The 18341-nt window shown below is 62.9% G+C and carries 19 protein-coding genes and 3 tRNA genes; 20 read left to right on the plus strand and 2 right to left on the minus strand.

Translation table 11 applies throughout. The features are described from left to right. The first annotated feature begins 98 nt into the window (after positions 1-98). Positions 99-1724 (plus strand): DEAD/DEAH box helicase, encoded by a 1626-nt coding sequence (locus tag ACOYJL_RS07765; protein WP_433569653.1) that lies wholly within the window; start codon positions 99-101, stop codon positions 1722-1724. Between the two features lie 94 nt (positions 1725-1818). Here ACOYJL_RS07765 and ACOYJL_RS07770 read toward each other — a convergent pair. Together ACOYJL_RS07770 and ACOYJL_RS07775 are read right to left on the minus strand one after the other, a co-directional pair. Next, positions 1819-1894: transfer RNA gene (locus ACOYJL_RS07770), tRNA-Ile, on the minus strand. Between the two features lie 46 nt (positions 1895-1940). Further along, positions 1941-2016: transfer RNA gene (locus ACOYJL_RS07775), tRNA-Ala, on the minus strand. A 195-nt stretch (positions 2017-2211) separates the two neighbouring features. On the opposite strand from ACOYJL_RS07775, the gene ACOYJL_RS07780 reads away from it, so the two are divergent. From ACOYJL_RS07780 to ACOYJL_RS07870, 19 genes are all read left to right on the plus strand, one after another. Beyond that, positions 2212-2586: a hypothetical protein gene (locus tag ACOYJL_RS07780; protein ID WP_433569654.1), complete on the plus strand. Its 375-nt coding sequence runs from the start codon at positions 2212-2214 to the stop codon at positions 2584-2586. An 82-nt stretch (positions 2587-2668) separates the two neighbouring features. Next, a tRNA-Val gene (locus ACOYJL_RS07785) sits at positions 2669-2743 on the plus strand. 159 nt (positions 2744-2902) lie between these two features. Then, positions 2903-3277, plus strand: coding sequence for a VOC family protein (locus ACOYJL_RS07790; protein ID WP_433569655.1), 375 nt, complete (start codon positions 2903-2905; stop codon positions 3275-3277). A 95-nt stretch (positions 3278-3372) separates the two neighbouring features. Beyond that, positions 3373-5373 carry an ABC-F family ATP-binding cassette domain-containing protein gene (locus ACOYJL_RS07795; protein WP_433569656.1) on the plus strand — a complete coding sequence of 667 codons (2001 nt, stop codon included), beginning with the start codon at positions 3373-3375 and terminating at the stop codon, positions 5371-5373. Continuing rightward, positions 5363-5686, plus strand: coding sequence for a hypothetical protein (locus tag ACOYJL_RS07800; RefSeq protein WP_433569657.1), 324 nt, complete (start codon positions 5363-5365; stop codon positions 5684-5686). The genes ACOYJL_RS07795 and ACOYJL_RS07800 overlap by 11 nt, the downstream gene beginning before the upstream one ends. Positions 5687-5688: 2 nt before the next feature. Beyond that, positions 5689-6396, plus strand: coding sequence for a site-2 protease family protein (locus ACOYJL_RS07805; RefSeq protein WP_433569658.1), 708 nt, complete (start codon positions 5689-5691; stop codon positions 6394-6396). A gap of 3 nt (positions 6397-6399) precedes the next feature. Continuing rightward, positions 6400-7314 (plus strand): segregation and condensation protein A, encoded by a 915-nt coding sequence (locus ACOYJL_RS07810; RefSeq protein ID WP_433569659.1) that lies wholly within the window; start codon positions 6400-6402, stop codon positions 7312-7314. Then, positions 7307-8035: an SMC-Scp complex subunit ScpB gene (gene scpB / locus ACOYJL_RS07815; protein ID WP_433569660.1), complete on the plus strand. Its 729-nt coding sequence runs from the start codon at positions 7307-7309 to the stop codon at positions 8033-8035. Before ACOYJL_RS07810 ends, scpB begins: the two co-directional genes overlap by 8 nt. Further along, on the plus strand, positions 8028-8840 hold the full coding sequence (locus tag ACOYJL_RS07820; RefSeq protein WP_433569661.1) for a pseudouridine synthase: 813 nt from the start codon (positions 8028-8030) through the stop codon (positions 8838-8840). The genes scpB and ACOYJL_RS07820 overlap by 8 nt, the downstream gene beginning before the upstream one ends. Then, on the plus strand, positions 8841-9524 hold the full coding sequence (locus tag ACOYJL_RS07825) for a histidine phosphatase family protein (RefSeq protein ID WP_433569662.1): 684 nt from the start codon (positions 8841-8843) through the stop codon (positions 9522-9524). Next, positions 9521-10222: a (d)CMP kinase gene (gene cmk, locus ACOYJL_RS07830; RefSeq protein WP_433569663.1), complete on the plus strand. Its 702-nt coding sequence runs from the start codon at positions 9521-9523 to the stop codon at positions 10220-10222. The genes ACOYJL_RS07825 and cmk overlap by 4 nt, the downstream gene beginning before the upstream one ends. Then, the gene (locus tag ACOYJL_RS07835) at positions 10215-11021 is read left to right on the plus strand and encodes a lysophospholipid acyltransferase family protein (protein ID WP_433569664.1); all 807 of its coding nucleotides are present in this window, start codon (positions 10215-10217) and stop codon (positions 11019-11021) included. The genes cmk and ACOYJL_RS07835 overlap by 8 nt, the downstream gene beginning before the upstream one ends. A gap of 2 nt (positions 11022-11023) precedes the next feature. Continuing rightward, on the plus strand, positions 11024-11869 hold the full coding sequence (gene ispH, locus ACOYJL_RS07840) for a 4-hydroxy-3-methylbut-2-enyl diphosphate reductase (protein ID WP_433569665.1): 846 nt from the start codon (positions 11024-11026) through the stop codon (positions 11867-11869). Further along, positions 11866-13245 (plus strand): DUF512 domain-containing protein, encoded by a 1380-nt coding sequence (locus ACOYJL_RS07845; protein WP_433569666.1) that lies wholly within the window; start codon positions 11866-11868, stop codon positions 13243-13245. Before ispH ends, ACOYJL_RS07845 begins: the two co-directional genes overlap by 4 nt. A 96-nt stretch (positions 13246-13341) precedes the next feature. Then, positions 13342-14679 carry a ribosome biogenesis GTPase Der gene (der, locus tag ACOYJL_RS07850; RefSeq protein ID WP_433569667.1) on the plus strand — a complete coding sequence of 446 codons (1338 nt, stop codon included), beginning with the start codon at positions 13342-13344 and terminating at the stop codon, positions 14677-14679. Continuing rightward, positions 14679-15368 (plus strand): glycerol-3-phosphate 1-O-acyltransferase PlsY, encoded by a 690-nt coding sequence (gene plsY, locus ACOYJL_RS07855; RefSeq protein ID WP_433569668.1) that lies wholly within the window; start codon positions 14679-14681, stop codon positions 15366-15368. The genes der and plsY overlap by 1 nt, the downstream gene beginning before the upstream one ends. Next, positions 15365-16393 carry an NAD(P)H-dependent glycerol-3-phosphate dehydrogenase gene (locus tag ACOYJL_RS07860; RefSeq protein WP_433569669.1) on the plus strand — a complete coding sequence of 343 codons (1029 nt, stop codon included), beginning with the start codon at positions 15365-15367 and terminating at the stop codon, positions 16391-16393. Before plsY ends, ACOYJL_RS07860 begins: the two co-directional genes overlap by 4 nt. A gap of 54 nt (positions 16394-16447) precedes the next feature. Continuing rightward, positions 16448-17134 carry a ribulose-phosphate 3-epimerase gene (gene rpe / locus ACOYJL_RS07865; protein ID WP_433569670.1) on the plus strand — a complete coding sequence of 229 codons (687 nt, stop codon included), beginning with the start codon at positions 16448-16450 and terminating at the stop codon, positions 17132-17134. A 4-nt stretch (positions 17135-17138) separates the two neighbouring features. Further along, the gene (locus ACOYJL_RS07870; protein ID WP_433569671.1) at positions 17139-18320 is read left to right on the plus strand and encodes a cysteine desulfurase family protein; all 1182 of its coding nucleotides are present in this window, start codon (positions 17139-17141) and stop codon (positions 18318-18320) included. Positions 18321-18341: the final 21 nt, after the last annotated feature.

Here is an 18341-nt window from a genome sequence, read left to right on the forward strand (position 1 = left end):
CTGGTACTACACAGGCATCAACCAGAGGGCAGCCTAGATGAGAAGGACTACGATAGGGACACCATCAGGCATGGGCTTTCGCTAGCCAACGCTCGTTCGTGTCGAAGGATCTCAGCCAGTTCACCTCAATTGCACAGAACGCTGAGCTCGGAGACAAGTATCGTGAGTTCGCCTATGTCGTCAACTCGTCAATGGTTCGAAGGCTCCGTGAGAGGCAGATGCTTGACTCATTCTTTTTGGCTGTCGTTGGCAAGGCTGCAGACTTCTCGGTTCCTGGCGCGGGGAAGACGGCTACTGTTCTTGGAGTCTATGCCTATCTCAAGCACCTTGGCAAGGTCAACAAGGTTATTGTCGTTTGTCCCAAGAACGCATTTATGTCTTGGGAATCCGAATGGCGTGCAACGTTTGGCAATAAGGACCCACTAAGGTGCTTCTGCCTTGCCGACCCTCGAATTGCCAGGATGTCGAAAACGATGCAACAGCATACGCTCGAGCTTGACACCGGAAACGATAATCTTTTGTTGCTGAACTACGAGTCCTTGGGTAAATTTGTCCCGCAGCTCAAGGACCTTGTACCAAATCATACGTTGCTCGTCTTTGATGAGGTTCATAGGGTCAAGGCTCTCGGGGGCAAGCGAGCTCGTGCCGCTTTGGATGTGTCTTTTGGCTCAAAATTCACGATAGCCCTGACAGGCACACCAATCCCTAATACCTATCAAGACATCTACAACCTTTTGCATATCCTCTATCCTGACGATTACGATACTTTCTTTGGATTTGACCCTGATGAGCTTAAAGATCCAGATCCTAACTTAGCCGATCGTGTTAACGAAAGTCTCAAGCCCTTCTTCTGCAGGACGAGCAAGACTGAGCTGGGCGTCCCCGCTCCAGAGCCAGATACAATTCTTAGTGTTCCTGCAACATCCAGCGAGAACAGACTCCTCCATATCCTTTACTCGTCTTGCACAAACGCGCTGGCGCTAATCGTTAGAACGTTACAGCTTGAATCTGACCCCGAAATGCTCACGCGTGCAATTGACCCAGAGGATCTTAAGTATGTCCTCGATCAGGTTGGCGAGGACTATACCGACCTCGATTTTGTCGACTATTCACAAGAATTTCCCGAGCTCGTGCGAGAGAGCGGACCAACCAGCAAGCTGCTGCGCTGCGAAGGACTTGTCAAGTCGCTCGTACAAGAGGGGAAACCTGTCATCGTTTGGTGCATTTTTATCCGAAGCATTAACAACATTACAGATGATTTGAAAGCCTCTGGAATTGCAGCGGCTTCTATTCATGGATCAACGCCACAAGAAACGCGGGAGGAAATCCTCAACGACTTCAGAGCTGGAAAATACAGCGTTCTTGTCACTAACCCTCAAACTCTCGCAGAGTCTATTTCGCTCCACAAGGTTTGTCATGATGCTGTCTATTTCGAATATGGCTATAACCTCGTGCACCTTCTTCAATCGAAAGACAGAATTCACCGACTGGGTCTTTCACCAGACCAGAAGACCCGTTATTACTTCATGCAGTCAGATTTCACCAGAGACGGCATGCCCTTTTCTCTTGACGAGAAGATTTACAACCGACTGAAAGAGAAGGAGCAGACAATGCTTGAGGCTATAGATGGGGGTTATCTTGAGCCGGGGTATCTTGACAGCGAGGACTTGAGAATCATCTTCGGAGAGCTGCTTGGTGACGAATCCAGCAAGCTTACGTATTGAGCCGCAGAGCCGCAGCTCACGAAATTGATGAATAACATTGCACCATGGGATAAATAGCAGGTCAGCGAACGTATCCGCTGACCTGCGTTATATTTGGTGGGCCCGGCAGGATTCGAACCTGCAACCCAGGGATTATGAGTCCCCTGCGCTAACCGTTGCGCCACGAGCCCGTATTATGAAAAAAGGCAGCGACCAAAGCCGCCGCCCTTGAGTTTCTGGTGGAGAATAGGGGATTCGAACCCCTGACCTCGTGACTGCCAGTCACGCGCTCTCCCAACTGAGCTAATTCCCCGTGGGTTTGTGCGGGAACTAATATAGCAGACAGAAAATTTGGGTCAAGCTACTTTCCCAAAAAAATTATCGGCATCCAATTTGTCCCAAAGCATATTCCAGCTCTTTTAGAATATGCCCTGTTTATCGTACGATTCAGATTGAATCTGGGTATCTGTTTACCGTCAGCATGATTTGTCTTGCAGAAGGGATCCTCATGTCGCCTGAAGCCAAGAAGCTCAAGATCTCCAGCCTCGTCACCATGATCGTCGGCTTGGTCGCCATCGTGTGCGGAATCGTCTTCCTCGTCCAGGGAGCCGACCTCTCTGACGCGTGCGTGCTTGTCGCAGGCGTCGTCACCACCATCATCGGCGGCAAGGGCGCGCGCGTGGCAAACGTGCCCTCCACGTCCAACAAGCTCGTCGCGCCCGCCGGGGGAGCAACCGCGGCCAATGCCGTCTGCCTTGCGGGCGACGTCGCCTTTGGCGCTGGGCAGATTGCCCCTGTCGTCGTTGGAGCCGTCGTTTGCGTCCTCACGCTGGTCGTGACGCTGTTCGCGCGCACCATCAAGCGCAAGCTCGAGCGCGCTTAGCCGCACTTTCCACGTAAGTTGGGCGAAGAAGGCAATTCTCGCTTCCCAGAAGCAAAAGTTTTGGTATTATCGTTCACCGCACGGGCGATTGGCTCAGGGGTAGAGCACATCCTTCACACGGATGGGGTCGCTGGTTCGAATCCAGCATCGCCCACCATAGAACTGCAGGCGGCGGCGCTTTGGCGTCGTCGCCTTTTGTTTGGCTGCTTGTTTGGTGATGTGCTGCAGCTTGCCTACCGGGGCATTTCCGAGCGCTGAAGTCCCATATACTAGCTGTGCATGTCACTCGAACGCTCATTCAGGAGGGGCTGGTACCATGGCAACATCTGACGATCCCAAGCAGGCGCTCGGCCTGCGCCTTGCCCACGTTGGCATCAACGGCGGAACCCCGGAGAACGCCGAGAAGATCACCAAGCAGCTCTCGGCCCTTCTCGGGCTTGGCATGACGGAGCTCGCCCCCTCGTACTTCGTCGACTCCTACATCGAGATCATGAAGGGCGCCGGCCGTGGCGAGAAGGGTCACATCGGCTTCCACGTAGACGACATCGACGCCGCACAGAAGTGGTTCGAGGAGCGCGGCTTTGCGTTCAACGAGGAGTCTCGCGCCAAGTTCCCCGACGGCTCCACCCACCTCATCTACTTCAAGGACGAGATTGCCGGCTTCGCCATCCACATCACCGTGGACGACTAGCGGCTTGCCCCTTATCTAGGTTCACCAGGCACATCCCAAGGCCGCCGGGCTCAAACCGACGGCCTTGATTGAGAAGGACGGAAAGCAAGAATCTCGTGATTGCACTCGCAGACAAGATCTCAAAGTCATTTGGCGACAGGGTCCTCTACAGCCAGGCGACGCTTCAGCTGAACGCCGGCGAGAGGTGGGCGCTTGTTGGGCCAAACGGCGCCGGCAAGACCACGCTGCTCAAGATCATCATGGGCCTTGAGACCCCCGACGAGGGCACGGTCTCGTTTGCCAAGGACACCACCATCGGCTACCTGGAGCAGGAGACCAAGCTCGCGGGCGACAAGAGCGCCCTCGCCGAGGTGGTCGACTCTGCCAAGGAGGTCAAGCGCTGGGAGAAGCGCGTTGGGGAGCTCGAGAAGAAGATCTCCACTACCGCGCAAGGCCCCGAGCTCGACCGCCTGCTTGAGGAGTACGGCCACGCCCAGGACCGCTTCGAGCGCCTGGGGGGCTACGAGCTCGAGGCCCGCGCGCGCCAGATCCTTGCCGGCCTAGGCTTTCCCGTCGAGGACTTCGACAAGCCTGCCAAGGACTTCTCGGGCGGCTGGCAGATGCGCATCTCGCTCTCCAAGCTCTTGCTGCGCCATCCCGACCTGCTGCTCCTCGACGAGCCCACCAACCACCTTGACCTCGAGAGCGTCCAGTGGTTCGAGCGGTTCCTCTCGACCTACGACGGGGCCGTGCTGATCGTCTCGCACGACCGAGCCTTCATGGACGCGTGCGTGTCACACGTGGCGGCCATCGAGAACCGCCGCCTCACCACCTACACGGGCAACTACACCGAGTACCTGCGCCAGCGCGAGGACAACCTCGAGCAGATGCGCGCCAAGCGCGCCGCCCAGGAGCGCGAGATTGCCCACATGCAGGTCTTCGTCGACAAGTTCCGCTACAAGCCGACCAAGGCCGCCCAGGCGCAGGAGCGCATGAAGCGCATCGAGCAGATCAAAAGCGAGCTCGTGATCTTGCCCGAGGGCTCCAAGAAGGTGCACTTCTCGTTTCCCGACCCTCCGCGCACGGGCGACACCGTGGTGAGCGTGAAGGGCGTCTCTAAGTCCTTCGGCGACAACCACGTCTACTCCGACGTCAACTTCACCCTCTATCGCGGCGACCACGTGGCGCTCGTCGGCCCCAACGGCGCGGGCAAGTCGACCTTGATGAAGCTCATGAACGGGCTTCTGAAGCCCGACGCGGGCACCATCGAGCTCGGGCAGAACGTGACCGAGGCCTACTACGCCCAGCACCAGCTCGAGGAGCTCACCGAGTCGAATACCGTCCTGCAAGAGATGGACGAGGTCGCCCCTGGCTGGACCACCTCTGAGGAGAGAAAGCTCCTCGGTGCCTTTCTGTTCCACGGTGACGACGTGGACAAGCGCATCTCGGTGCTTTCCGGCGGAGAGCGCGCCCGCCTGGCGCTTGCGAAGATGCTTGTGGCGCCCGACCCGCTGCTTCTTCTGGACGAGCCAACCAACCACCTGGACATCGACTCGGTGGACGTGCTCGAGCAGGCGCTGGTCAAGTTCCCCGGGACCATCGTGCTGATCAGCCACGACGAGCACTTGGTGCGCGCGCTCGCCAACAAGGTGGTGGACGTGCGCGACCACAAGGTGACCGTCTACGAGGGCGACTACGAGTACTACCTCTACAAAAGGGCCGAGCTCGAGGCGGCGCAGCAGGGGGAGGCAGGCGACGCAACCGCTGCCGCGCAGACCCAAAAGGCCATGGCGGCCGAGGAGCCAGCGCCCACAGGAAGGAACATCAAGACCAAGGAGCAGCGTCGCGCCGAGGCCGAGGAGAGAAACCGCCGCAGCCGCGCGCTTCGCTCAACCAAGAAGCGCCTGAAGGAGGTAGAGGCAGCGCTCGATCCTGCGCACAAGCGCTATGACGAGCTCATGGGTATGATGGCCGACGAGAGCCTCTACAATGACTCTGCAAAGTTCAACGAGTGCCTGAGCGAGTACAACGCCCTCGCAAAGAAGATTCCGGCGCTCGAGAACGAATGGCTCGAGCTCACCGAGAAGATCGAGGAGGGCGAGGCTGATGACCAGTAGGGCCCGCCACGCCACGGCGAGCGCGCTTCGCGTCCTGCGCATCATCGCGCGAGTTCTTGCGTTCGCGCTTCTCGCGCTGACCGTCGTCAACGTGCTGGACCCCGAGCCTCTCCACGCTACCCTCCGCCGCATCAACGGCGCACTCACGCTGAACCTGCCCTCGCAGATCGCCGGCGTGCTCGTGGTGTCGACGCCCTTGGGAGGCGCCTTGAGGGGCGACTACGTCCTTCTCGCTGTCATCTTGCTTGTTGTTGGCTGGGTCCTGAAGAGGGGAGCGAACGCCTTGGAGTTTGGTCCCTCGAGAGGGGAATGACGATGTACTCAACCACAAGAATCATCCAGATTGCCATCTCCGTCCTTCTCGTGATGCTCTCCGTCGTCCCGCACGAGGTGGCTCACGGCTGGATGGCAGACAAGCTTGGAGACCATACCGCCCGCCAGGCAGGGCGCCTGTCGCTGAACCCCGCAAAGCACATCGACCCCGTGGGCTCGATCCTTCTGCCGCTGATCATGGGGCTTCTCGGCGGACCGATCTTTGCCTACGCAAAGCCCGTCCCCTATAACCCCATGAACTTCAAGCGCGAGACCCGACGCCGCGACGAGGCGCTCGTCGCCCTTGCCGGGCCTGTCATGAACTTCATCGAGGCGCTTGCCGGCACGGCGCTCTACTACCTTGCCTTGAACGGCTTTGAGGGCGCGCTCATGTCGGAGGCACTGCCGATCGACCCCTGGCTTGAGGTGGCCAGCTGGGTCGTGTCGATCCTCTACTCGTACGTCTATGTCAACCTCATGCTCATGTGCTTCAACCTGATACCGCTGCCACCGCTTGACGGCTCCAAGGTGATCTCCATCTTCATCAAGAGCGACGGGGCGCGCCGAGCGTACTACCAGGTGCAGCGCTACTCAATGCCCATCCTGATTGCGGTTCTCTACCTGATTCCATACGCCTTTGGCGTCGACCCGCTGGGATGGCTCTTAGACGTCACCGCTGGCAACCTCTGCAATCTTCTGCTGGGGGCCTAAGCGATGTCGTGGCATGTTCAGACACAGGCGTTCTCAGGACCGTTCGACCTGCTTCTGACGCTGGTCAGCAGGCAGAAGGTAGCCATTGGCTCCATCTCCATCTCGGAGGTGGCTGACCAGTACCTGGCCGAGGTGCAGCGCATGGGCGAGATGGACCTGGACGTGGCCTCCGACTTCGTCTTGGTTGCCTCCACGCTGCTCGAGATGAAGGCCGCCGCGCTCGTGCCGCAGGGCCAAGAGGCCCTGAAGGACGCCAAGAGCGCAGAGGATGACCTCGACGAGGACGAGGACCTTGCGGGCCTTGCGCCTGACGAGGCGCGCGAGGTGCTTATCGCGCGGCTGATCACCTACAAGCAGTTCAGGAACGCCGCCTCCGCGCTCGGCGCGCGCGCCGAGGCAGAGTCGCGCATGTTCCCCCGTACCGTGGGCCCCGACCCCGAGTTCCTGAACCTTATGCCCAACTACCTCGAGGGCATCAGCCTTCGGAGCCTCGCCGTCATCTGCGCGGACCTTGACAGCCGCCGCGAGACCTTCCTGCTTGAGTCCGAGCACATAGCCCCGCGCAGGCTGCCCATCGCCCTTACGGTGTCTTCGGTCGACCGGCTGCTCCGCTCGCGCAAGCACATGACCTTCTCCGAGCTCACCGAGAACTCAGACAGTCCCGAGGTGGTCGTGGCGAACTTCCTTGCCGTTCTCGACCTCTTCAAGCGCGGAAAGCTCTTGGTGTCGCAAAAGGAGCTCTTCGGAGAGATAGAGCTCGAGCACGTCGAGGGGGCCACGCCCTACGAGATGGACGAGTCGGTGATCGAGGAGCTGCACGAGATGGGCGAGGGAGAGCTGGCGGACGCGCTGAGCGACAACGACGAGTACGATGGTGTGGCACCAGACGCCGAGAAGGGCAATGAGGACGATGAGTGAGCTGGATCATCTAGAAGACAATTCGCTGAAGGGGCTCCTTGAGGCGCTGCTTCTTGTCTCTGACGACGCCGTAGCCGCGACCGACCTTGCCAAGGCGACGGGCGCCACCCCTGGCGAGGTGGCAAGCGCCCTGGCCGAGCTTTCGGCCGAGTACGCAGACGCAAACCGAGGCTTCCAGCTGCGCGAGGTCGCCGGGGGGTGGCGCCTCTTCACGCACCCCGCCTTCCATGACCAGGTTGCAGACTATGTGCTCTCGTGGGACCAGCACCGCCTCTCCCAGGCCGCGCTAGAGACCCTTGCCGTCATCGCGTATCACCAGCCGGTGTCGCGCGAGGGCGTGCGCGCCGTGCGTGGCGTCAACTCAGACGGCGTCATCGCCTCGCTTCGCGAGAAGGGGCTGGTGCGCGAGGTCGGACGCGACGCCGAGCACGGGCAGGCGGCGCTCTTTGGCACCACGCGCGCCTTTCTCGAGCGCTTCGGCCTCAAGAGCCTTCGCGAGCTGCCCCCGCTTGAGGACTTTGCCCCCGACGAGGAGTCCAAGCAGTTCATCCGCGAGCGCCTGTCCGGCCGCTCCATTGGCTCTACGCTCGAGGAGACCGCCGACGACATGGACGACGAGCGCGAGCTCATGGAGGACGACTTCTCCGGGGATGACGAAGAGGCCGCGGACCCAGGCCCCTTCGCTCCGAGCGCGCCCGAAGGGAGCGGCGCAGATGAGTGACGAGGGGAATCAGCTCTACCCCATGCGCCTGCAGCGCTTCCTTGCTCGCGCCGGCGTCGCCAGCAGGCGAGGCTCGGAGCGCCTCATGACGGCGGGTCGCGTCCGCGTGAACGGAGAGGTGGTGACCGAGCTGGGAAGCAAGGTCGACCCTGTCCGAGACGTCGTGACCGTAGACGGCAAGGTCTGCGCAATAGCCGAGAAGCCCGCGTACCTCATGCTCTACAAGCCGGCCGGATACCTTACCACGATGGCCGACCCCCAAGGGCGGCCCACGGTGGCCGAGCTTGTGCCAACGGGGCGCTATCCTGGGCTCTTCCCGGTGGGGCGCCTCGACATGGACACCACGGGGCTTCTGTTCTTCACGACCAACGGAAACGTGGGGCAAGACCTTCTCCATCCCTCGAAGCATGTCGAGAAGCACTACGTGGCGCTGGTCCACGGCACGCCATCTGCGCATGACTTGGAGCGGCTTCGCAGGGGCGTCATGCTAGAGGACGGACCGGCATATCCTGCGAAGGCGGAGATATTGTCGCCGGACGACCCGCTCTTCTCGGTCGTGGCGCCGCATGGAGCGGGCATGACGGGAGGGGGAGAGCCAAACGCCGTCGTGGGCATCACGATCCACGAGGGCAGGAAGCACCAGGTCAAGAAGATGATGCTTGCGGTGGGGCACAAGGTCCTTCGCCTCCATCGCGACAAGTTTGGCCCCCTCACGCTCGAGGGAGTCAAGGAGGGCCAGTGGCGCGACCTCACAGACGAAGAGGTCAAAGCCGTCGAGGCCTTAGGAAAGGGAGGGAGACGGTAGGTGGCAATTCAGCATCGCATCCTCGCGATGAGGCATCCGGAGACCTTGGCGAACACCGAGCATTTCTTTTCGGGGAGGCGCGACGTCGCGCTTACCGAGCGAGGCGAATACCAGCGCAAGCGCGCGGTTGACGCCCTCCAGGCATTCGCTCCCGACCGCATATGGTGCTCGCCGCTGTCGCGCTGCGCTGACCTTGCGGCCATGGCAGCCGCACGCTTGGGCATCGAGGCCGAGGTCGTGGACGACCTGGTCGAGATAGAGTTCGGCGTTCTTGAGGGGACGCACTTCAGGGGCGCGTTCCAAGGCGACATCTGGCAGTTCCCCTGGCCCCTGGACGAGAACGGCCACTCCATGCCCGCCGAGGGCGCGGAGTCGTTCGAGCACGTGTCCGAGCGAGCCCAGCGCGTCCTTGACCGCCTGCGCCCGCTCTCAGGCAGGACCGCGCTCGTGACGCACGGAGGCTTCTCGCGCGTGCTCCTCGCCACCATCTATGGGATGCCGCTCGACCGCTTCTGGTACGTGCACCTTTTCAACGCGTCGTCCGCGTTCTATACCTGCAATGGGAAGGATTTCTATCTGGGCGGCTTTAACCTCTCGCCAGACGAGGTCATTGCCCGCGCAACCACCACCAACGAGTTCGACACGCACGACCTCTGGGGCGTGCAGGAAAGGGAACAAGCATGATCGTAGCCATTGACGGGCCGGCCGGCTCGGGCAAGTCTACCGTGGCGCGAGCAATCGCCAAGCGGTGCGGCCTGACGTACCTCGACACGGGCGCCATGTATCGCTCCGTCACGGCGGAGTGCCTGCGACAGGGCATCGACCCCTCCGACGACGAGGCCGCGACGCGCGTCGCGCAAGGCATCAGGATCGTCTTTGGCACCTCCCCTGACGGGCAGACCGTGAGCGCCAACGGCCGCGACGTCACCGCCGAGATCCGCACGCCCGAGGTCGACCGCAACGTCTCCGCCGTCTCGGCCATTCCCGCCGTGCGAGAGGCCATGGTTGCCATCCAGCGCACCTATGGCGAGACCGGCGACGTCGTTGCCGAGGGGCGCGACATCGGCACCGTCGTGTTTCCGCAGGCAGACGTCAAGGTCTTCCTGACGGCCGACCCCAAGGCGCGCGCCCTTCGCCGCGCCGTCCAGCGTGAGGGCGGAGACGTGGCCAAGGACGCAAATGCGACTGCGGACGCCGAAGAGGTAAAGAAGATCCTGGAGGACCTCGAGCGCCGCGACCAGCTTGACTCCACGCGCAAGACCGCGCCGCTCAAGCCCGCCGAGGACTCCCATCACATTGACTCGTCCTCGATGACCGTAGACCAGGTTGTGCGCGCCATCTGCGCGCTCGACCCAAAGCTGGAGGAGCGCCTCGATGCCTAGCGACCAAGAAAAGCCTGCCAAGAATACCGCCGTCACTGCCAAGAAGAAGAGCTCCTCGGCCAAGAAGGGCAAGCTCCGCGCCTTCCACGGCAACACCTTTGACGACTACTTCGACTCGGCGATGAGGGACTTCCCGCTGCCGGGGCGCATAGCCTTGGGCATCGCGGTCTATGGCTGCGGCTTCTGGACCAAGTTCCGCTGGTACTGGAAGTTCGAGAACGACGAGAAGCTCGTGGGCGGCGACAAGCGCCCGCGCGTGGTCGTGATGAACCACACCTCGATGCTCGACCCCGTGGTCATGATCGTCCACCTATGGCTTCGCGGCATTCGCATCCGCACCATCTACAAGAGCGAGTTTGACAAGTCGCCAATCGTGAGCTGGGCCTTCTCGCGCGTTGGCGCAATCCCCATCAAGCGCGGAACGGCCGACATCAAGGCCATCCGCCGAGCAGTCGCATCGCTTAAGCGCGGCGAGTGGGTGCTGATCTTCCCCGAGGGCACGCGCATCAAGAGCGATGACGAGCCCGTTGAGATCCACGAGGGCTATGCTCTCATCGCCCAGATGGCCCACGTCCCCGTGCAGCCCGTGGGCTGCGTCGGCGCGCGCGACATCACCAAGCGTGGCAGCCACCTGCATCACTTCTCTCGCGTCTTCCTGAAGGCGGGGGACCTCATCGAGTTCTCCGACATCAACGCGAAGAGCCGCAAGGAGCAGGCGGAGGCCATGAGCCACGCTGGCATGGACGCCGTCTACAAGCTGCGCGACGAGCTCAGGCAAGAGCACCCCGGAAGGATGTAGCCGTGGCGAAGGTGGTTATTGCAGAAGAGGCGGGAGCGTGCTACGGAGTCGAGCGCGCCCTGCGCATGGTGCAGGAGGCCGTGGAGAAGAACGAGAAGGTCTGCACCCTCGGGCCCTTGATCCATAACCCCCGCGTTGTGGACGGGCTTGCCAGCCGCGGCGTCCGCGTAGTGTCCACGCCTGAGGAGGCGGCGGGCTCGGCGCTCGTGCTGCGCACGCATGGCGTGACGCCCGACGAGGAACGCCGCGCAAGGGAGGTCTGCAGCAAGGTTATCGACGCCACCTGCCCCTTCGTCAAGAAGGTCCACCAGGCCGTCGAGCGCCTTGCCAAGGACGGCTACCAGGTGGTCATCGTGGGCGAGGCCGGGCATCCTGAGGTGGTCGGCACCCTGGCGCACGCTCCCCAGGCGACGGTCATCGCGAGCGCGAAGGAAGCGGAGCGGCTTCCGCATGCGCATCGCATGGGCGTCGTGGTGCAGACGACGCAGTCGATAGCCGTGCTGCGCGAGTGCGTGGGGGCGCTTCTAGCGCGCTGCGACGAGCTGCACGTGGTCAACACCATCTGCGAGGCCACCTCAGGCCACCAGGGCGCCTGCGCCAAGCTTGCTCGCCAGGCCGACGTGATGGTGGTCATCGGCGGGAGGAACTCGGCCAACACGACGCACCTCGCGGAGATTGCCCGCAAGCTCTGTCCCAGCACCCATCACATCGAGGGTGCGGACGAGCTGTCTGGCCCGTGGTTCTCTGGCGCAAAACTGATTGGCGTCACGGCAGGGGCATCGACGCCCGCCGCCCAGATCAACGACGTGGCAGCCGCAATCCGCGCCATGGTGGGGGAGCAGGCGTGAGCGAGGGGCGTGCCGACTACGCATCGACGCGCGAGCGCCGGCTTGGGGCCTGGGTTGCCTCCGTCGAAGAGGAAAGCCCTGCCTGGGAGGCCGGCATCGAGGCCGGTATGCGCATTGACCGCGTGAACGGCATCGTTCCGCGCGACCTCATCGACTGGCGCTGGCATGCAGACGGCGACCAGTGCGACCTTGTCGTCTTTGACCCGCGCGACAACAGCCAGAACGAATGCACGCTCTTTCGCGAGCCTGGCGAGGACTGGGGCATCGACTTCACCGACGTGCTCTTTGACGGGATCAGGACCTGCGTGAACGCCTGCAAGTTCTGCTTCATGCGCATGCTTCCCGAGGGGTCCCGCTCCTCTCTCACCCTTCGCGACGACGACTACCGCCTCTCGTTTCTGCAGGGAAACTTCGTCACGCTGACCAACGTGACGGACGAGGACGTCGAGCGGATCATCGAGTGCCGCTTGGAGCCGATGAACGTGTCCTTGCACGCCGTCTCTGCTGATGTCAGGCGCTCCCTGATTGGGCCGCATGCGGGGCGCGGGATCGAGGCGCTCGAGCGCCTTCTTGCCGCAGGCATCGAGGTCCATGCGCAGATCGTGCTCTGCCCCGGCATCAACGACGGCCCCGAGCTCGAGCGGACGCTCGGCTGGATAGAGGCGCGAGAGGGCATCACCTCGCTTGCCGTCGTCCCCTTGGGCTACACCAAGTACTCGAAGAGCTTCTCTCGCTCGTTCTCTGACGACCAAGAGGCCTCGCGCTCCGTGGTGCGGCAGATCGAACCCTACCAGAGGCGCGCTCGGGAGAAGACCGGGCACACGCGCTTCCAGCTATCCGACGAGTTCTACGTGGATGCTGACCTGCCCGTTCCCGCCGCCGCTACCTATGACGGATACCCGCAGTTCTATGACGGGATCGGCATGCTGAGGAGCTTCTTGGACGAGGCCGCCGTGGCTAGCCGCGAGCGCGCAGATGAGCTCGCTCGGGTTGGGCAGGCGCTCTTGGCTCAGTCGCTGCGCGTTGTGCTCGTCTGCGGCGAGGCCGCCGAGAAGACCATCCAGTCGTTCTGCTCGCTCTTCCCTCAAGGGCTCGTGAGCACGAGGGCCATCCGCAACGACTACTTTGGCGGAGACGTCAACGTCACGGGGCTCATCGTAAGCTGCGACCTTCTCGCCCAGCTTGAGTCTGACCTGGCAGGGCAGCTCGTCGTGCTGCCCGAGGTGATGTTCAACTTCGACAAGGTGACCCTCGACGGGGACACGCAGGCGCGCATCATACAGGAGCTTGGGAGCCGAGGGGCAAAGGTCGTGGTCTCTCAGACCACGCCGAATGCCATCCTCGACGCCATAGAAGAGTCAGCTTCTGCCCGCTAAGGTCTGCCATGTGGGTGGAGTCCTTCCCGCGTTGGCGAGCCGCGCTGGATTGCATGGTAGACTTTCTAGCACTAATGGAATAGCAAGGAGATTTACATGCCAAAGCCCGTAGTTGCCGTCGTCGGCCGCCCGAACGTCGGCAAGTCTACCTTGGTCAATCGCATCGCCCAAAGCCGCGATGCCATCGTCCACGAGTCGCGCGGAGTCACGCGCGACCGCTCTTATCACGATGCGGACTGGAACGGCCGCGACTTCGTGATCATCGACACCGGCGGAATCGAGTCCATACACTCCAAAGACACCTTTGCTCCGCACATCCGCGAGCAGGCGGTCATGGCCGCAACCGAGGCCGACGTAATCATCTTCGTGGTCGACGGCTCCACAGGCGTGACCGACGAGGACGAAGAGGTCGCGCGCATCCTTCGCAAGCAGGACAAGCCCGTCTTTCTCGTTGTCAACAAGAAGGACGACCCTGCGACCGAGGAAGACGGCCTGTGGGAGTTCTACGCCCTTGGGGTTGGCGAGCCGCGCCCGCTCTCGGCAAGCCATGGCTACGGCACCGGAGACCTTCTGGACGACGTCGTCGCCGCCTTTCCGCCTGACGCCGGCGAAGAGGACGAGGAGGACACCCTCAACCTGGCCATCATCGGCAGGCCAAACGTGGGCAAGTCAAGCCTCGCGAACCGCCTTGCGGGCAAGAAGCGCTCGATCGTCTCGGACGTCGCCGGCACCACGCGCGACGCCATCGACACCACCATCGAGTGGCAGGGCCAGCGCATCCGCCTGGTCGACACGGCCGGCATGCGCAAGAAGAGCCAAGTCCACGAGGACGTCGAGTACTACAGCCTGGTCCGCGGGCTTATGGCCATGGAGCGCGCAGACGTCTGCCTCCTTGTGATCGACGCGACGGTGGGCGTGACCGAGCAAGACCAGAAGGTAGCCGGCATGGCCATCGACCGCGGGTGCGGCCTTGTCATCTGCCTGAACAAGTGGGACCTCATCCAGACCGACCAGGATCGCGACCACGTGATGGCCTCGCTCAACCAGCGCCTCTCGTTTGCCACATGGATTCCCTACGTGAACATCTCGGCGCTCACGGGGCGCGCGACAGACAAGGTCTTGAAGCTGGCGCTCAAGGCCCAGGAATCCCGCTGCTCCGCCATCAAGACCTCGCAGCTCAACGACCTTCTCGCCGAGATTCGCGAGGGAGGGCACTCCGTCTCGTACAAGGGTCGCCGCCTCAAGATCCACTACGCAACGCAGACGGGCACCAAGCCACCCGTCTTCACCTTCTTCTGCAACGCGCCCGACCTTGTGGACGACAACTTCGAGCACTTCCTCGAGAACCGCATCCGTGACCGCTTTGACCTCGAGGGCACTCCAATCCGCATGCGCTTTAGGGCAAAGGTCGAGAAGGGCGAGGTGGACCGCTAATGGAATCTGTCGTCATGCCGACGCTCGCGTTCTGCGCGCTGGCTTACTTTGTCTGCGGAATCCCGTTTGGCATGCTGATCGCCCGCGCGCAGGGCGTCGACGTGCGCAAGACGGGCTCGGGCAACATCGGCGCGACCAACGTCGGGCGCTCTGTTGGCGCCTGGGCGGCCGTCCTGACCTTCCTTCTGGACGCGGGGAAGGGCTGGCTCTGCACGGGGCTTGCGAGCTGGCTCATTCCCATGCTGTCCGGGGTAGAGCTGAAGGCGTTTTCCCCTGGCTCGCCCTTTGACGTCTGCTTCACCTGCGTCTACGCGGCCTGCGTTCTGGGCCACGTGTTCTCGCCCTATCTCAAGTTCCACGGCGGCAAGGGAATATCGGTCGGCTTTGGCGCCGCGCTCGGCTTTGACCCTCGCATTTCCTTTGGGCTGCTCGCCGTCTTTCTCGTCTTCGTCCTTCCCACGCGCTACGTCTCCTTGGGAAGCATCTGCGCGGCCGCCTCTCTTAGCATTTGGACGCTCTTCTTTGGCTACACCGTGCGAGCCATCATCCCTATGGTGATCGTTGCCGTCTGCGTCATCTGGGCGCACCGCTCCAACCTGAAGAAGCTCGCCTCGCACCAGGAGAAGAAGTTCTCGTTCCATCACAGCGACGGCGATGGCTCGTCGAGCAAGGGCGGCGACGCCAAGTGACGCGCGTTGCCGTCATAGGAGCTGGCTCTTGGGGCACCGCCATGGCGGGGCTTCTTGCTGCGTCGGCCGACGAGGTCACGCTCTGGGCAAGGAGCGCCGAGGCGGCGGAGTCTATCACCAGCAAGCACGTTAACCCCCGGCATCTCTCCGGCTACGCCCTGCCAATAAACGTCCGTGGCACCTCCTCTTTGGAGAAGGCCGCCGACGGGGCGGACGCAGTCGTCATGGCCGTGCCGTCCGCCTACCTCAGGGCAACCACCAGGAGCCTTGCCCCCTTTGTCTCGCCTGACGCCAAGGCGCTCGTGCTCACCAAGGGCATGGAGCCAAGAACCCACGAGCTCATGCACCAAGTCGTGGCAGACGAGCTTGGCGACGCCAGCCGCATCGCCGCGCTCTCTGGGCCCAACCACGCCGAGGAGGTGTGCCAGGGCGTGGTCTCGGCGGCCGTCATCGCCTCGGAGGACGCCGACTGCGCAAAGTGGTTCCAGCGCCTGATCACGCGCCCGAGCTTTCGCGCGTACGTGAGCGACGACGCCATCGGCCTTGGCTGCTGCGGGGCCGTGAAGAACGTCGTGGCCATCGCCTGCGGAATAGGCGCGGGGCTTGAGATTGGCGACAACTCGCTTGCGCTTCTCATGACCCGCGGCATCGCCGAGATAGGGCGCGTGGTGGCGACGCTGGGAGGAAACCCCATGACCTGTATGGGACTTGCCGGCATGGGCGACCTGGTGGTCACGTGCACGTCTCGCCACTCCAGAAACCGCAGCTTTGGCGTGGCGCTTGCCTCGGGCGAGACGCTCGAGGGCTACGAGGCCAGGACGCACATGGTTGTCGAGGGCGCGCGCGCCTGCGTGGCCGTCTCTGAGCTTGCCGAAGAGCGCGGAGTCGAGGTGCCCATAACCTCGGCCGTCAACGCTATCCTGTATCAGGGGATGCCCATCGCCGAGGCAATCGACACGCTCCTCATGCGCCCGCCGCACGAGGAGTTCTATGGAATGGACGATGCACCGACAGATAGGGCATAACGATAAAATCTTCAACTGAATAGCAATGGAGAAGCAACTAGGTTGGGAAGGGCAATGTCACTGGATACGCGCAAAATTCTAATAGCTCCGTCGATTCTTTCCGCGGACCTCGCTAACCTCTCGGCTGACCTCAAGCAGGTCGAGACAGCGGACTACGTGCACTTCGACGTCATGGACGGCCACTTCGTCCCCAACCTCACCTTTGGGCCGGGCATGCTCGCCGCCGTCAAGGCAGCGACTGACGTCCCGGTGGACGCCCACCTCATGATCTCAAACCCCGACGAGATGGTTCCCGCCTACCTGGAGGCAGGCGCCGACATCGTTACCTTCCACCTCGAGGCAACCAACCACGCCAATCGCGTGGCCGCCATGATCCGCGAGCACGGAGCCAAGGCGGGAGTAGCCATCAACCCCGCAACGCCCGTCATCATGCTCGAGGACATCATCGACTACGTCGACCTCGTGCTCGTGATGAGCGTGAACCCTGGCTTCGGCGGGCAGAAGTTCATTCCAACGTCCCTAAAGAAGCTCCGCCAGGTCAAGCACATGTGCAGCGATCACCGCGTGTCCCCGCTCATCGAGGTCGACGGCGGAGTCAGCGAGAAGAACGCCGAGAAGATCTGCCACGCCGGCGCAAACGTGCTGGTAGCAGGCAGCGCCGTCTTCCATGCCGACGACCGCGCCAAGGCGATTGCCGCCATTCGCGCAGCCGGCGAGTCCGCAAACCAGCTGAAGGCGTAGCACCGTGAGCGACAAGGACTTCATCTATCTTGACTACGCGGCGAGCGCTCCCGCAAGGGAAGAGTCGCTTGCTGCCGAGCGCGCCTACGAGCAGAGCCCGATCGCGGGAGCCAACCCCAACTCGCTCCACAGCTTGGGACGGGAGGCGGCGCGCCAGCTTGACGGCGCGCGCCGAGACCTGGCTCGCCTTGTCGGGGGCCGCTTCCGCCCCTCAGACGTTATCTTCACCTCGGGCGGCACCGAGTCGAACAACCTCGCCCTCATCGGCCTTGCCGAGGGCGCGCGCGGCCGCGACCGCAAGAGGCGCCGCATTGTGGTCTCGGCCATCGAGCATGACTCGGTCCTCGACCTGACCGGCGTGCTCCATGACCTCGGCTTCGACGTGACTCCCGTGAGCCCCGACCGCGACGGCCGCGTGAGCGCCTCGGCGCTCGAGCACGCGCTTGGGCCCGACGTGGCGCTCGTCTCCATCATGAGCGCCAACAACGAGACCGGCGTCGTGCAGCCGGTGGCAGAGCTTGCCCGCGCCTCCCACAAGGCAGGCGCCGTGTTCCACACCGACGCGGTGCAGGCCTTCGGGCGCATCCCGCTCGACGTGGCCGACGCGGACGCCGTGAGCATAGCGGCGCACAAGATCGGAGGACCCGTTGGGATAGGCGCCCTTCTCGTGCGCGGGCGCGTGCCGTTGCGTCCGCTCTCCTATGGCGGCGGCCAAGAGGCGGGACGGCGCGCAGGCACCCAAGACGTTCGCGGCGCGCTCGCCTTTGCCGCGGCGGCAAAGGCGTCGTGCGCAGACCTCGCGCAGACGCGAGCGCTTGTGGCAGGGCGAGCAAACCGCCTCTACCAGCGCATCTGCGCCCCCGGAACCGGCATAGTCCCCACGACGAGCGCCGTCGTGGACGAGGGACGCCTTCCCGGCATGGTCAGCGTCATGGCCCAGGGCGTCGACTCCGAGAGCCTCGTGCTGGGGCTCGACGACGCTGGCTTCGAGGTCTCCGCGGGAAGCGCCTGCTCATCTGCCTCGCTCGACGCGAGCCACGTGCTCACCGCAATGGGCATCCCGCGCACGCTGGCGCTGGGGTCCCTGCGCATCTCGTTCGACGAGCGCGTAAGCCAGGAGAGCCTGGACGCATTCGCGGATGCCTTGCTCGACCTTGTGGCCAAGCGCACCGGCCGAGCCAAATGACTGCAACCACCACCCACTGAG

It is taken from the genome of Tractidigestivibacter sp. (assembly GCF_050946515.1).
Lineage (GTDB): Bacteria > Actinomycetota > Coriobacteriia > Coriobacteriales > Atopobiaceae > Tractidigestivibacter.

Bases quoted from the DNA above. Each gene is read 5' to 3' on its own strand.
- ACOYJL_RS07800 (WP_433569657.1), top strand. From the start codon at position 5,363: ATGACCAGTAGGGCCCGCCACGCCACGGCGAGCGCGCTTCGCGTCCTG.
- ACOYJL_RS07810 (WP_433569659.1), top strand. From the start codon at position 6,400: ATGTCGTGGCATGTTCAGACACAGGCGTTCTCAGGACCGTTCGACCTG.
- plsY (WP_433569668.1), top strand. From the start codon at position 14,679: ATGGAATCTGTCGTCATGCCGACGCTCGCGTTCTGCGCGCTGGCTTAC.
- cmk (WP_433569663.1), top strand. From the start codon at position 9,521: ATGATCGTAGCCATTGACGGGCCGGCCGGCTCGGGCAAGTCTACCGTG.
- ACOYJL_RS07780 (WP_433569654.1), top strand. From the start codon at position 2,212: ATGTCGCCTGAAGCCAAGAAGCTCAAGATCTCCAGCCTCGTCACCATG.
- ACOYJL_RS07820 (WP_433569661.1), top strand. From the start codon at position 8,028: ATGAGTGACGAGGGGAATCAGCTCTACCCCATGCGCCTGCAGCGCTTC.
- ACOYJL_RS07835 (WP_433569664.1), top strand. From the start codon at position 10,215: ATGCCTAGCGACCAAGAAAAGCCTGCCAAGAATACCGCCGTCACTGCC.
- der (WP_433569667.1), top strand. From the start codon at position 13,342: ATGCCAAAGCCCGTAGTTGCCGTCGTCGGCCGCCCGAACGTCGGCAAG.
- rpe (WP_433569670.1), top strand. From the start codon at position 16,448: ATGTCACTGGATACGCGCAAAATTCTAATAGCTCCGTCGATTCTTTCC.
- ACOYJL_RS07805 (WP_433569658.1), top strand. From the start codon at position 5,689: ATGTACTCAACCACAAGAATCATCCAGATTGCCATCTCCGTCCTTCTC.
- ACOYJL_RS07790 (WP_433569655.1), top strand. From the start codon at position 2,903: ATGGCAACATCTGACGATCCCAAGCAGGCGCTCGGCCTGCGCCTTGCC.
- scpB (WP_433569660.1), top strand. From the start codon at position 7,307: ATGAGTGAGCTGGATCATCTAGAAGACAATTCGCTGAAGGGGCTCCTT.